The sequence below is a fragment of the Enterobacter sp. V87_3 genome, from assembly GCF_029967835.1.
Lineage (GTDB): Bacteria > Pseudomonadota > Gammaproteobacteria > Enterobacterales > Enterobacteriaceae > Enterobacter > Enterobacter cancerogenus.
The window spans coordinates 242595-256093 of record NZ_JASCAM010000023.1 but is presented as its reverse complement, the minus strand read 5'-3'; the positions used below and the strand labels follow the sequence as shown (position 1 = coordinate 256093).

At 54.2% G+C, this 13499-nt stretch carries 10 protein-coding genes and 1 pseudogene; 3 read left to right on the top strand and 8 right to left on the bottom strand.

All coding sequences use genetic code 11. The annotated features are described in order from the left end of the window. Positions 1-11 precede the first annotated feature (11 nt). Together pyrF and yciH are read left to right on the top strand one after the other, a co-directional pair. Entirely contained in the window at positions 12-749 is a 738-nt protein-coding gene (pyrF, locus tag QLG21_RS12240; RefSeq protein WP_088208367.1) for an orotidine-5'-phosphate decarboxylase, read from the top strand. Beyond that, entirely contained in the window at positions 749-1075 is a 327-nt protein-coding gene (yciH, locus tag QLG21_RS12235; protein WP_006175661.1) for a stress response translation initiation inhibitor YciH, read from the top strand. The genes pyrF and yciH overlap by 1 nt, the downstream gene beginning before the upstream one ends. 104 nt (positions 1076-1179) lie before the next feature. Here the strand turns inward: yciH and osmB are convergent, their stop codons facing one another. The 3 genes from osmB to QLG21_RS12220 form a co-directional block, all read right to left on the bottom strand. Then, positions 1180-1398: an osmotically-inducible lipoprotein OsmB gene (gene osmB, locus QLG21_RS12230; protein ID WP_006175660.1), complete on the bottom strand. Its 219-nt coding sequence runs from the start codon at positions 1396-1398 to the stop codon at positions 1180-1182. A gap of 262 nt (positions 1399-1660) precedes the next feature. Further along, positions 1661-2413: a DNA-binding transcriptional regulator YciT gene (locus QLG21_RS12225; protein WP_006175658.1), complete on the bottom strand. Its 753-nt coding sequence runs from the start codon at positions 2411-2413 to the stop codon at positions 1661-1663. 42 nt (positions 2414-2455) lie between these two features. Further along, positions 2456-2638: a hypothetical protein gene (locus QLG21_RS12220; protein WP_042319923.1), complete on the bottom strand. Its 183-nt coding sequence runs from the start codon at positions 2636-2638 to the stop codon at positions 2456-2458. Between the two features lie 193 nt (positions 2639-2831). On the opposite strand from QLG21_RS12220, the gene QLG21_RS12215 reads away from it, so the two are divergent. Next, positions 2832-3701 (top strand): crotonase/enoyl-CoA hydratase family protein, encoded by an 870-nt coding sequence (locus QLG21_RS12215; RefSeq protein ID WP_282484505.1) that lies wholly within the window; start codon positions 2832-2834, stop codon positions 3699-3701. Here QLG21_RS12215 and pdeR read toward each other — a convergent pair. The 5 genes and pseudogenes from pdeR to QLG21_RS12190 all read right to left on the bottom strand — a co-directional run bounded on the left by pdeR (position 3698) and on the right by QLG21_RS12190 (position 13329). Continuing rightward, the gene (gene pdeR, locus QLG21_RS12210; protein WP_137848716.1) at positions 3698-5689 is read right to left on the bottom strand and encodes a cyclic di-GMP phosphodiesterase; all 1992 of its coding nucleotides are present in this window, start codon (positions 5687-5689) and stop codon (positions 3698-3700) included. The genes QLG21_RS12215 and pdeR overlap by 4 nt on opposite strands. Positions 5690-6013: 324 nt before the next feature. Then, positions 6014-7948 (bottom strand): exoribonuclease II, encoded by a 1935-nt coding sequence (locus tag QLG21_RS12205; RefSeq protein ID WP_282484504.1) that lies wholly within the window; start codon positions 7946-7948, stop codon positions 6014-6016. A gap of 88 nt (positions 7949-8036) precedes the next feature. Continuing rightward, entirely contained in the window at positions 8037-9023 is a 987-nt protein-coding gene (locus QLG21_RS12200) for a CMD domain-containing protein (RefSeq protein WP_282484503.1), read from the bottom strand. Positions 9024-9176: 153 nt separating this feature from the next. Next, positions 9177-9965, bottom strand: a complete 789-nt coding sequence (gene fabI / locus QLG21_RS12195; RefSeq protein WP_042319917.1) for an enoyl-ACP reductase FabI — start codon at positions 9963-9965, stop codon at positions 9177-9179. 268 nt (positions 9966-10233) lie between these two features. Continuing rightward, positions 10234-13329: pseudogene (locus QLG21_RS12190) on the bottom strand (multidrug efflux RND transporter permease subunit). Positions 13330-13499 lie beyond the last annotated feature (170 nt).

The following is a 13499-nucleotide window of genomic DNA, read 5'->3' as shown; positions in this document are numbered from 1 at the left end:
AAGGGCTGGTCATGACGTCTGTTAGTTCCTCTACTTCCCGCGTAGTTACTGATTCTCCTGTTGTAGTTGCCCTGGATTACAACAACCGTGATGCCGCGCTGGCCTTTGTCGACGGTATCGATCCCCGCGACTGTCGCCTGAAAGTCGGCAAAGAGATGTTTACGCTGTTTGGCCCGCAAATCGTGCGAGACCTGCAACAGCGCGGCTTCGATATCTTCCTCGACCTGAAATTCCACGATATCCCGAACACAACTGCCCACGCCGTAGCCGCTGCCGCTGAACTGGGCGTATGGATGGTGAATGTCCATGCATCAGGCGGGGCGCGGATGATGACGGCTGCACGCGAAGCGCTGCTCCCGTTTGGCAAAGACGCGCCGCTGCTGATTGCCGTAACCGTACTGACCAGTATGGACGCATCAGACCTGCGCGACCTGGGTGTGACGTTGTCACCTGCTGAGCACGCGGAACGTCTTGCACGCCTGACGCAACGCTGTGGGTTGGATGGCGTCGTGTGTTCGGCGCAGGAAGCCGTGCGCTTTAAATCGGAGCTGGGACGTGAATTTAAGCTGGTTACGCCGGGTATCCGTCCTGCGGGAAGTGAGGCAGGCGATCAGCGCCGCATCATGACGCCCGAACAGGCGCAGGCCGCAGGTGTAGACTATATGGTTATTGGTCGCCCGGTTACCCAGTCAGCGGATCCGGCGCAGACGCTGAAAGCCATCAACGCATCGTTGAAAAAGGGGGCGTAATGAGCGATTCCAACAGCCGCCTGGTCTATTCAACCGACACTGGCCGCATTGATGAGCCACGCGAGAAAGCCGAGCGCCCGAAGGGGGATGGCATTGTGCGTATCCAGCGCCAGACCAGCGGACGAAAGGGAAAGGGCGTATGTCTGGTCACAGGTATTGATCTCGACGATGCCGAACTGGCAAAACTCGCTGCAGAATTAAAAAAGAAATGCGGCTGTGGTGGCGCGGTGAAAGACGGAGTTATCGAAATCCAGGGCGATAAACGCGATTTAATTAAATCCTTGCTCGAAGCCAAAGGCATGAAGGTCAAACTGGCGGGAGGCTAAAATAATTGAGCCACGGCGAAAACCGTGGCTCTTTTTTTAGGTGCGTAAGTCAGACCTGAAAAGTACAGAATATATAATTATACGGGTAGAAGCCGTTATGGTGATTATTTGCCTACCTGGTGACCAATAACACCGCCGACAGCAGCGCCACCTAAAGTACCCAGCGTGCTACCATCCGTTAATACCGCACCACCCAGAGCACCTGCACCGGCACCAATGGCGGTGTTACGGTCACGTTTAGACCAGTTAGAGCATGCGCTCAGGGACATTGCTACAGTGATTGCCAGAACAGCGGCAGCTAATTTCTTGCTGGTTAAGGTCATAATACTTTCTCCTGAATTATCGATTCACGGAAAGAAGTGCTTTTTAAGTATAGTCAATTTGAATACTTAAATTCCATTTTCCGTAAAAGCTGGTCGCGCAGGGGTTAACATGATCACGCAGGTGATAGTCACTTCCTGTTATATCGCTAACATTAATTTTACGTCTTTATTTTAGCTTATACAGGTAAAAACTCTTAAAGAAATACCAGGATTAATCTCAGAGGCGAGGGCGTGCGCCCGGGAACCGGACGCAAGGGGGGCACTACAGCGCGTTGTCGACGATATCGACCGTTAAGCCAGCGTGCTCAAGCTGAAGGCGATGTTCGTCACTCAGGCGTTTGTCGGTGATCACCCGGCTAAAGCGCGACAGCGGGCCCATGGTGTAGGGATGGACAGCGCCGAATTTAGAGCTGTCAGACAACACGATGGCTTCGCACTCTTTTTCCAGCACCGCGTTCACGACGTCAGAACGCATCATGTCTCTGCCGGTGAAGCCAGTCTCGGGCTGCCAACCATCGATACCAATAAAGGCCTTGGTGAAATGCACCTGCTGAACGTACTGGCGGGTCAATGGGCCTACCATGCTTTCGCTTTTTTTCTGGTAGATACCGCCTAACAGAATCACTTCACAGCGCGTTTCCTTCAGCAGATGCGCGATGTAGCTGCTGACGGTAATAATCGTTACGTCTTTCTGCTCAGCCAGCGTGCGCGCCAGCAGGGCATTACTGCTGCCGTTTTCAATGAACACCGTTTCGCCGTTGTTCACCAGGGATGCCGCAAACTCCGCCAGCTCGCGCTTAAGGGCATAATTGTTCATCATGCGGGTTTCGACGTCCTCACTGTCCAGCGGGACGGCATAGCCGTGGGCACGACGCAGGTAGCTCTGCTTTTCGAGAAGGTTAAGATCCTGACGGATTGTGACTTCGGAAACACCGGTGGTTTTCGCGAGATCGACCACGCTCACGCGTCCCTGATCGATGACCATCTGCAAAATGATTTGTTGTCGAGAATTCATAGCATCCAATACAAAAATGAAACGGGATCAGAAACGCCGTGGCTACACTTCCCACGGGGCTTTAGGTTGAGGGTTTTGTGATGCGGTCTCCGTGCCTTTCTGTGCTAATAACTCCGCTTTTAAGATCTCAAGATTACGGATCGCGGAGTGGTAATCGCCAGCAACCAGAATATCCAGCACAGTATCAATACGTTGTGCCACGGTCAGCACATCAATGTTAGCCATAATCCCACCCCGGAAGCGAAAAGTTAATATTTTCAATGATGCAGAAAATAGGCTCAAAAGAGAAGGGAAAAAATGCACTAACCAAATTACATAAATGAAAGTGATAAATTTCTGTGCCCACATACAGGGGGTTGAATGCGTGGATTAGTCTAAAACTGCGCGCAAGGCGCTTTATTCTATGAGGATTCAGACTATGACAGTTATCAACCAGGCTACCTGTACACTGTTTACCGATACTGAACGTTTCACGCAACTGGCAGGCTATTACGAGGAGGAGCGTCGCACCGTATGGATGATGTTGCGGGCGCAGCCACGCCCCTGTTTTAACCATGCGCTGATAGAAGAGATCATGAATCTCTCCTGGCTGGTTCGCCAGTCGGGGTTTGTGGTCGACTTTTGGGTGACCGGTTCCCTCGTGCCTGATATGTACAACGCAGGGGGCGATCTGCAGTTCTTCGTGGAATGCCTGCAAAACGGGCGTCGGGAAGCATTGCGTTCCTACGCCCGCGCCTGCGTGGATTGCGTTCACGCCGCCTCACGGGGGTTTGATACGGGCGCAATATCGCTGGCGATGGTAGAAGGGAGCGCACTGGGCGGTGGATTTGAAGCCGCGCTCGCGCACCATTTCGTCCTGGCCCAACGCGATGCGCGCTTAGGCTTCCCCGAGATTGCGTTTAACCTGTTCCCTGGCATGGGGGGGTACTCCCTCGTGGCGCGTCGTGCAGGCATGAAGCTGGCGGAGGAGCTGATTTATAAGGGCGAGTCTCACACGGCGGAATGGTATGAGCAGCAGGGGTTAGTCGATCTGCTGTTCGAACCTGGCCAGAGCTACGTCTCCGTTCGCACCTTCATCGACACGCTCCAGCCGAAGCTGAACGGCGTACGGGCTATGCTTCGTGCCCGCACCCGCGTTTTACAGCTTCCACGAAGCGAGCTGATGGATATCACAGAGGACTGGGTCGACGCGGCATTTTGCCTTGAGCCGAAAGATATCGCCTACATGGAGCGTCTGGTGATGCTGCAAAACCGCCACCAGGCGGCAGGGCTGCGTAAAGCCAGCTAACGCATGTGTCGCGCCTGATAACGTTTTAGCCATCGCTCGAATGCGGCTGCGGGCATAGGCTTCGCAAAGAGAAAACCCTGCCGCTCGTTGACGCCATTCTTCGTGAGAAAGGCGTCTTCTTTCGCACTTTCCACCCCTTCCGCGATGACCTGCAAATTTAACGCCTGCGCGACGGCTACAATCGCTCTGACCAGCGACTGAGAGATCGACTGCTTATGAATATCCCGTACAAAAGACTGGTCCAGCTTGATGGCATCGATTGGGAAGCGCGCCAGCTGCGAGAGGGAGGAGTACCCGGTGCCAAAGTCATCCAGATGGATCTGCGCGCCGAGCTGGCTAAACTGCTGAATGACGGAGAGCGCCAGCTCTTCATTTTCAATCAAACAGCTTTCGGTCAACTCAACGTCGATGGGACAGTATTCAAAGTTAAGGTCGCTCAGCGCCTGCTTTAAATCGCTAAAGATCGTCTGGTCGGCCAGCTGGCGAGCAGAGACGTTGACCGCCACGCGCAGGTTGATGCCTTTATCGCGCCATTTCGCGACCTGACGGACTACGTCCAGCATCACCCAGCGGCCAAGCGGCACGATCAAACCAGACTCTTCGGCGTAAGAGATAAACTCCATCGGGGGGATCAGCCCGCGCTCGGGAGACTGCCAGCGTACCAGCGCTTCCAGGCTTCTGACTTCGCCGCGCCAGGTCATTTTCGGCTGGTAATGGATCAGCAACTGGTCATTATCCAGCGCTTTACGCAGGTTGGTATCCAGCCACAGATATTCAAACACGCGTTGGTTCATCTCCGGCGAGAAGACGCAGAACTTGCCGCGGCCGCTCTCTTTAGCGGTGTACATTGCGGTATCGGCGTTGCGAATGACGCTTTCCCGGTCGGTGCCGTGCTGCGGGGCGAGGGCGATCCCTAAAGAACAGCCGGTATAGACTTCGATTAAGCCGATGCGGAACGGTTGGCGTAAGCGCGTTAAAATGCGCGATGCCATCGCCTCCAGCGAACTTTGCGAGGTGTCAGAGGCCATAACGATAAATTCATCACCGCCGAGTCGGGCCAGGGTTTGGCCTTCATCCAGACAACTTAAAATCGCCAGGGCGACGGCCTGTAACAGCTGATCGCCAAACATGTGGCCATAGGCATCGTTTACCTTTTTGAAGTTATCAAGATCGAGGTACACGATGCCAACCTGCGTATCGCCGCGCGCGTTGATGGCATCGGAGATGAGTTCATGAATGGCATTGCGGTTCGGTAAACCGGTGATGGTGTCGGTATTCGCCAGCACGCGCAGACGCTCCTGGGCGCGGCGCTCCTCGGTAATATCCGTGCCGGAACAGATAAGGAAAATTTCATTTTTCCCGCTGCCGCTGTGAACGAATTTGTTCCTGAAGAGAAACAGCCGTTGCCCCTTGCGGGTTTTAATCCAGCGCTCCACTTCATAGGAGCTGCCGTTACGAAAGAACCCTGAAATATTGCGCTTTGACGCCGCCGCTTCGCTACGGCTCATAAACAGCTTGAAGACGTTCTGGCCAATCACTTCTTGTTCTTTCAGGCCGGTGTACTCTTCGCTCAACCGGTTGAAGCGCTGAATATTGCCGTGCTGATCGAGAATAACAATGACGGAGTTGGCCTCCGAGACAACCTGCTCAGCAAAAGAGAGACCCTGCGCGAGATCGCGCGCGACCGAAGGGGTGTCGTTCCAGGCAGACGCCGTGCCGGCCCACTCATGTTTATTGATTTTACGGCCCACAAGGTGAACCGGAACGTCCACGCCGTACAGCGAGAGCGTCATTGATATACTGGAGGTAATAACGGTCAACTGGCGGATCAGTTCTGCCTGCTCATCATCCAGCGCAACCACCTGCGTTATATCGGCGCTTTCGCTGGCCGCCAGATGCAGCGCATTGCTGTCAGCCGTTAGCCTCCACCAGGGGCTGTGCGTGCCCATGTAACGAAACAGCAAGTTTTGCTCCAGATCGTCCATCATGTTTTCTCCCGCAGCTGCACGTTAGCGCAAAAACTATTCATATGCAGTCGACTATTCCGTCGTTGAACAGCGTTAAAACCGAGGTGAAGTGGTTGTTTTTTCCACTTTTCTGATATTAAAACGGGTTTGAGCAAAAAGAGTGCATAACGTATAAAAATTCACGTAACCGAATATGTCGGTGCTCTTTTACTGTAGATAATTCTTGCGGGTTTTGGCGGATGGGCAGGGAAAATAGTCAGAAAAAAAGATGATTTTGCGACGTGCGACGGGCGAAAAAAATGCCGGCCTTCCCGAAAAGGAAACGGCCGACATTTTAACGGCTTATCAAGCGACAGGGCGCGCGATAACGCTGCGGGTTTCCATACGGACTTCCGCGATGTTTACATCGATCACATCCGTGACTTTGTAAACCGTTTCCCCTTTAATCTGCACGGTGCCATTTTCCTGGCTGCAAACCAGTTCATCACGCACTGCATGCAGGAACGGCGCAGGAATGAAGGCGACGGCTCCGTTATCCACCAGACGCACGCGCATACCACCGCGGCTGATATCAATGATCTCCGCCGGGAAGCGGGTATCGGTGCCAGCTTTGTCGTTCAGGAAACGGGCATACAGCCAGTCACCAACGTCGCGTTCTGCCATACGGTTCAGGCGGCGGCGCTCGGCCATCTGCAGCGTGGTTTCATCCTGAGGACGCGCGATGGATTCCCCTTTGATGATGGCCTTCAGCAGACGGTGGTTCACCATATCGCCGTACTTACGGATTGGGGAGGTCCAGGTCGCGTAGGCCTCAAGGCCCAGCCCGAAGTGCGGACCCGGTTCGGTGCTGATTTCAGCAAACGACTGGAAGCGGCGAATGCGGCTGTCAAGGAAGCCAGACGGCTGGGCATCGAGTTCGCGGCGCAGTTTGCAGAAGCCCGGCAGGGTCAGGACTTCTTCAGGATCGACATGCACGTCATGCGTTTTCAGCAGCGCCGCCAGCGCGTCGGTATTCGCCGGATCAAAACCAGTATGCACGTTATAGATACCAAAGCCTAACTTATCGCGCAGGATGCGGGCGGCACAGATGTTGGCCGAAATCATCGCCTCTTCAACGATGCGGTTCGCAATGCGGCGCGGCTCTGCCACGATATCCAGCACTTCGCCTTTCTCGCCGAGTACAAAGCGATAATCCGGACGGTCTTTGAACACCAGCGCATGGGTTTTACGCCATTCGCTGCGGTTCAGGCAGACGCGGTGCAGCAGGCGGATTTGCGTGGCGATGGCCTCGCTGTCTGGCGTCCAGTTGCCGGTGATGTCCAGCCAGTCGGAGACATTGTCGTAGGCGAGTTTGGCTTTCGATTCGATGGTCGCGGAGAAGAATTCAATATCGTCTTCTATGGTACCGTCCGCAGCAATCGTCATGCGGCAGGCAAGCACCGGGCGGACTTCATGCGGACGCAGCGAACAGAGGTCGTCTGAGAGTTCGCGCGGCAGCATAGGGATATTAAAGCCCGGCAGGTAGTTGGTGAATGAGCGCACTTTCGCCATTTCGTCCAGCTTGCTGCCTTCGACAATCCACGCGGTCGGGTCGGCAATGGCGACGGTCAGATGCAGTTTGCCGTCTGCCGCTTCTTCCGCAAACAGGGCATCGTCCATATCTTCGGTGCTGGCGCTGTCGATGGTGACAAAATCCAGGGCCGTCAGATCGCGACGCGCCAGACCTTCATCCTGCATGTCGGTCGCCACGCCGTCTGGTGCTTCTTTTTCAAGATTATGGCGCGCCAGCGTTACCCACCACGGCACGAAATGATCGTCGCCGTAGGTGATGAACTGGGTCAGCTCCGCGTAAAAACCGCGATCGCCTTTCAGAGGATGACGGCGCATTTCAGCCACGGCCCAGTCACCTTCTTTAAAATCATGCTCAACGCCACGCTCGGCACGGCACGGGATGGCATCTTTGAGCAGAGGGTGATCCGGCACGATGGAAAGACGATCGTCTTTCTTGTGAACCTTGCCAACGAAACGCGTCAGGAACGGTTCGATGAGTGCTTCCGGCTCGGCGGATTCCCGTTCCTTTTCAGTATGAATGACGGCTGAAATGCGGTCGCCATGCATCACTTTCTTCATCTGCGGAGGCGGAATGAAGTAGCTTTTCTGACCGTCAACTTCAAGGAAGCCAAAGCCCTTTTCCGTGGCTTTTACGACCCCTTCTGCACGCGGCGTCTGGGAATGCAGTTGCTGTTTAAGCTGCGCTAGCAGCGGGTTGTCCTGAAACATAATGTTCTATTTTCGTAGCCATTGAGCGGCTGACAGTTTTACGCGAATCTCACTGCTACAGCAAGCGCTCTTTGGGTAATGAGTAAGGTTATTCCTCCTGACCGAGCGCGATGCGAAGGCGGTCCAGCCAGCCATAAAACGCGCTGCGTATCAGCAGGTTCAGCGTTACGCTATGAGGCAACCCGCTCTCTCCCAGCGCGGTTAAATGCGCGGCGCTAAAGCGATCCGGCGAGCTGTTCAGCAGCGCCACCGCCTTGGTGAGCGCCGGGAAATCCGGCTCGGCCTGGTCCGGAAGCGTGGTCAGGATGTCGCCCAACCTGTCGAGCAGTGCAGGCTCGTGGCAAAGCACCGTAACCAGCGGTCCGAGCGCCGTTTCCGCCTGCCAGCGCGCAAGTGAGCGGCGTTGTTCGGGGCTGGCATAACGCAACTCGACAGCGGGTAACAGGGAGACCCATACCTGGATGTGCGCGGGCACCGTATGGGGCGATATATGATGCCCGGGCAGCCACCGCACGGGATGGCCAAGCGCCGCCTGAAACACCGCCACGGTGCGCGCCTGAAAACCGATAAAGCCGATTATCTGGTTGATTAACACGATGTCATGCACCGTCAGGCCCACTTCATCGAGCTGCAGCAGGGCCTTATCGCCGATCACGTCGGGAGAACTGGCAAGCTGGCGGGCGTACTGGGTGATTTGGGCGAGGCGTCGGTTACTTTCGCGGGAAGAGTCCGGGCCGGGAAGCGGTGCGAGCAGGGCGGCGTAGTGGTTACAGAGGCGCTGCACGCCACAGGCTTGCGCGACCGTCAGCGCCGTGCTCAACCGGTCATAGGCGCTAAGGGTTCGCAGCCGGTTGACCGGCGTATCCAGCGGGAACAGCTGGTGACATAAGGCTCTGGCCGGGGCTAACCAGCCCTGAGCGGCGAGCGCAATCGCGTCAGGGAGCGCTAAGTCAAGCAAAAAACGGTCGTCGACGTTAGCGGCTTCGGGCACCAGAGGCAGCACATCCGACTGCGAATGATTAGACTGGGTCTCGTGATACCAGTGGCCTTTGCCGGAAAAACGGCGCTGTTCCATGGGCGTTCCTTGATCTCAAAAGGGCGATCAATATCCTGGCGTAAGGTGGGTGAGGGGAAAAATATTGTTAGGTGATAACAAATAGCAGAACGGAATAACGACGGGCAGGGCGGGAGAGAGAACTCTCTTCCCTGACGGGAAGAGAGTGACAGCTTATTTAATTTCCAGCTCGTTCATTGCCGCGATGTTGAAACCGCCGTCAACGTGAACCACTTCGCCGGAGATACCCGCGGAGAGGTCAGAGCACAGGAATGCTGCAGAGTTACCCACATCTTCAATGGTAACGGTACGACGAATTGGCGTAACCGCTTCGCAATGTGCCAGCATTTTACGGAAATCTTTGATGCCGGAAGCGGCCAGGGTGCGGATTGGGCCAGCGGAGATACCGTTGACGCGCACGCCTTCAGGACCCATCGCGTTCGCCATATAGCGCACGTTGGCTTCCAGAGAGGCTTTAGCCAGACCCATCACGTTGTAGTTAGGGATAGCGCGCTCTGCGCCCAGGTAGGACAGAGTCAGCAGGGCAGAGCCTGGGTTCAGCATGGTACGACAGGCTTTCGCCATCGCCACGAAGCTGTAGGAGCTGATGTCGTGCGCGATTTTGAAACCTTCACGGGTTACCGCGTTAACGTAGTCGCCGTCCAGCTGATCGCCAGGCGCGAAGCCGATGGAGTGAACGAAACCGTCAAACTTCTCCCACGTTTTTGCAAGTTCAGCAAACATGCCATCAATGCTTTCGTCTTGTGCAACGTCGCATTCCAGAACAATGCTGGAACCCAGCTGCGCGGCAAACTCTTCAACGCGGCCTTTCAGCTTGTCGTTCTGGTAGGTGAACGCCAGCTCAGCGCCTTCGCGATGCATAGCCTGTGCGATGCCGTATGCGATGGACAGTTTGCTGGCTACGCCAGTAACCAGAATGCGCTTACCGGAAAGAAAACCCATAGCTTTAATCCTTATATTCATTGCTTATTTTGCCTTGTAATTCATAGCGTTACAGGCAGTATTTCAAAATCATTCGAAATTAGCTCGAAATTATAGCCCACTCACAGCCCCATGTGTCACGATATTTCTCGCCGATCTCCAGAGACGAATGCCCCAGAAGGTGAGGCGCGGGTTCAAAATTTCAGCATTCGTCCAGTATATCACCCGGCAGCAGCTTCACCTCATCCAACCAGCGCGGATGCGCGATCCCTCACGATAGTTACCCTTTTTAACCTTTCCTCGCGCTTTCTAAGAAACGCGCGATGACAATAAAGAACACCGGGACGAAGAAGATCGCGAGAAGCGTACCGCTAATCATGCCGCCAAATACGCCGGTGCCGATGGCGTGTTGTGTACTGTTACTAGCGCCACTGGCCAGCATTAAGGGAACCACCCCCAACGTAAAGGCTAACGATGTCATCAGAATAGGGCGCAGGCGCTGGCTTGCGGCCTGTATCGTTGCCGCCAGGAGGGGGAGCCCTTGACGGTGCAACTGCCGTGCAAACTCCACAATCAATATGGCGTTCTTGGCGGACAGGCCTATCAGGGTAATAAGACCGACTTTAAAGAAAACATCATTTGTCATGCCGGCAACGGACACAGCCACGACTGCTCCGATAAGTCCCAATGGAACCACCAGCATGACTGCGAAGGGTATTGACCAGCTCTCATACAAGGCGGCGAGCACCATAAACACGACCAGTATCGACAGGACGATCAGACCCGGGAGCTGCGACTGAGATTTTATCTCCTGCAATGAACTCCCGGCCCATTCTCCAGCCATGCCCTGAGGTAAATCCCGGGACAAATTCTCCATGACTTTCATTGCGGTACCGCTGGATTCACCTGTAGCTGCACTGCCGGTAATGCGGATAGCAGAATATCCTTGATAACGCGTTAATTGTTGTGGTGCAACGTTCCAGGAAATCGTCGCAAATGTTGACACTGGCACCATCTGACCCTGGCGGTTTTTAACCGATAATGTCAGGATCTGCTCAGGTTGCATTCGATAAGGCGCATCGGCCTGAATAATCACCTGCTGAACACGTCCGTTGTTCGCATAGTCATTAACGTAGTTTGAACCCATGGTGACGGAGAGCGTCTGGTTGATTTCATCAAATGAGACGCCCAGTGCTTCCGCTTTTTCCCGGTCAATGTTAAGCGCAAGGTTAGTTCCTTCCGGGAGGCCGTCGATATACACGTCACTCAGTTAAGGGCGCTGATTCGCTTTCAGCACCAGTGCATCGGCCGCTTTCTTCAAAGCCTTGTAGCCCAGACCCGCTCTGTCCTGCAGATACCAGGTGAAGCCCGAAGAGGTGCCCATATCCGATATGGCAGGCGGGAGCAGGCTCATCGTAACGGCATCTGAGACGTCTTCCATGCTGGCCTGCATATGGTCGGCTTCATCCTGTGCTGTAGAACCCTGCCTTTCTTTCCAGTCCTTCAGCGTGGTGAACGCCATGGCCGAATTCGGCCCTGATCCAGCGAACCCAAACCCCAGGATCATAATGTTGCTTTCAATATCCGGTCGGGTCGCAATTTCCTGTTCAAACGTTTTTACCACTTTCAGGGTGCGCTGCATCGTGGCATCAGAGGGAAGTTGGATAGAAGACATAAAATAGCCCTGATCTTCGTCAGGCAGAAAGGATGAGGGCAATGAAGACAATCCAAAAAACAACGCAGCACAAAGTGCAATATACAGGAGCAGCATTCGGCCAGTTCGTCTCAGAACCGCACCCAGCCCAGATTCGTACCACGTTGTAAGGGTATGAAAACGGGTGTTAAACCTTACCGCGAACTTGCCTCCGCCGTGCTTTTGCGCGCTATGGGGCTTAAGTAACGTCGCACATAGCGCGGGGGTAAGCGTGAGGGCAAGAAATGCCGACAACAAAATGGACACCGCCATGGAAATACAAAATTGCCGATAAATAATTCCGACGGATCCTTCAGCAAAACCCATAGGTATAAAGACGGCGGTAAGTACCAGCGTGATCCCTATAATTGCCGGAGTAATTTCATGCATGGCCTCCCGGGTAGCGTCGCGCGGGGAAAGATTTTTTTCTTCCATCAGCCGTTCAACGTTCTCCACGACCACAATGGCGTCATCCACGATAATCCCTATCGCCAGCACCATGCCAAACATAGTCAGAATATTGATCGAGTATCCACTGAATAGCATCACCGTAAAGGTGCCCAGCAGCGCGACGGGGGCAACAATCGCGGGGATAAGCGTACAACGTATTTTGTGCAAAAACAGCAACATAACGAGGAAGACAAGGACCATCGCTTCCACAAATGTTTGCACTACCTTTATGATGGACAGCTTTACAAAAGGTGCGGTATCGAAGGGAACCGTAAACGCCATTCCTTCCGGCAACACCTGTGAAAGTTCGTCGATACGTGCACGAACGCCTGACGCCGTGCTCATCGCATTGGCGCCTGGCGACAACTGGATTGCCGCAGCCGTTGCAGGCACACCATTTTCGCGGATACCGAAAGCGTAACTTTGCAGGCCAGACTCAATCCGCGCAACGTCGGATAGTTTCAGCCTTGCGCCAGACGCATCTGATTTTAGGGTAATGTTTCTGAAAGCCTCTACAGAAGTGAGTTGCCCTTGCACAGTAATGGGATAGGTTACGCCTTGCCCTGCAGATGCCGGTTCATCTCCCGTTTTACCCGGCGAAACAAGGGCATTTTGCTGGCCTACAGCGGTAAGGACATCGCTCACCGAAAGCCCGTAGCTGTGCAGTTGCATTGGGTCCAGCCAGATGCGCAGCGCTTTTTCGCCACCAAACAGCTGAACTTTTCCTACACCCGGAACACGGCGCAGCTCGTCACTGACATTGCGGGAGAAATAATCACTTAAATCCGCTTCCTCAAATTTCCCGGTTGTGGATTTCAACCCCACCATCATTAAAAATCCGGAATTGGCTGCCTCGACATTGATACCATTTTGCCTGACCGCCTGCGGTAAACGTGGCTCAACAATCTTGATCTGGTTCTGAAGATCCATCTGCGCCAGCTTAATGTCTGTGCCGGGCTTGAAAGTCACGGTAATAGATGCAGAACCGGTTGTGTCGCTGGATGATTCGAAATAGAGCAAATTATCTACGCCCGATATTTCACGCTCAATGAGCGACACCACAGACGTATTCATGATATCGGGGCTGGCCCCCGGGTAAGTGACAGAAATAATGATCCCAGGCGGTGCCACCGCTGGATACTGCGCAACCGGCAACCGAGGGATAGACAGGACACCCGTCAGGACGATAAAAAGCGCCACTACCCAGGCGAATACGGGGCGTTCAATAAAAAAATGAGGCATTAAATTAACGTCCAGCTACGTGAATTTCGTCATCGGTTGATACACGTTTACCGATATCCCTGAGCTGCGAAAATTTCTCAAGAAGCTGCGGTGCGTCATCAAGATTTGTCGCGAACATCCACATACAGAAAACCATCAGTCCATACAGTGCGGCGTTAAGCGTCTTACAC

What these genes read in the sequence shown, in the direction of transcription:
- fabI (WP_042319917.1), bottom strand. Translation starts at nt 9,965, where the DNA reads ATGGGTTTTCTTTCCGGTAAGCGCATTCTGGTTACTGGCGTAGCCAGC.
- QLG21_RS12225 (WP_006175658.1), bottom strand. Translation starts at nt 2,413, where the DNA reads ATGAATTCTCGACAACAAATCATTTTGCAGATGGTCATCGATCAGGGA.
- pyrF (WP_088208367.1), top strand. Translation starts at nt 12, where the DNA reads ATGACGTCTGTTAGTTCCTCTACTTCCCGCGTAGTTACTGATTCTCCT.
- QLG21_RS12200 (WP_282484503.1), bottom strand. Translation starts at nt 9,023, where the DNA reads ATGGAACAGCGCCGTTTTTCCGGCAAAGGCCACTGGTATCACGAGACC.
- QLG21_RS12220 (WP_042319923.1), bottom strand. Translation starts at nt 2,638, where the DNA reads ATGGCTAACATTGATGTGCTGACCGTGGCACAACGTATTGATACTGTG.
- pdeR (WP_137848716.1), bottom strand. Translation starts at nt 5,689, where the DNA reads ATGATGGACGATCTGGAGCAAAACTTGCTGTTTCGTTACATGGGCACG.
- QLG21_RS12215 (WP_282484505.1), top strand. Translation starts at nt 2,832, where the DNA reads ATGACAGTTATCAACCAGGCTACCTGTACACTGTTTACCGATACTGAA.
- osmB (WP_006175660.1), bottom strand. Translation starts at nt 1,398, where the DNA reads ATGACCTTAACCAGCAAGAAATTAGCTGCCGCTGTTCTGGCAATCACT.
- yciH (WP_006175661.1), top strand. Translation starts at nt 749, where the DNA reads ATGAGCGATTCCAACAGCCGCCTGGTCTATTCAACCGACACTGGCCGC.
- QLG21_RS12205 (WP_282484504.1), bottom strand. Translation starts at nt 7,948, where the DNA reads ATGTTTCAGGACAACCCGCTGCTAGCGCAGCTTAAACAGCAACTGCAT.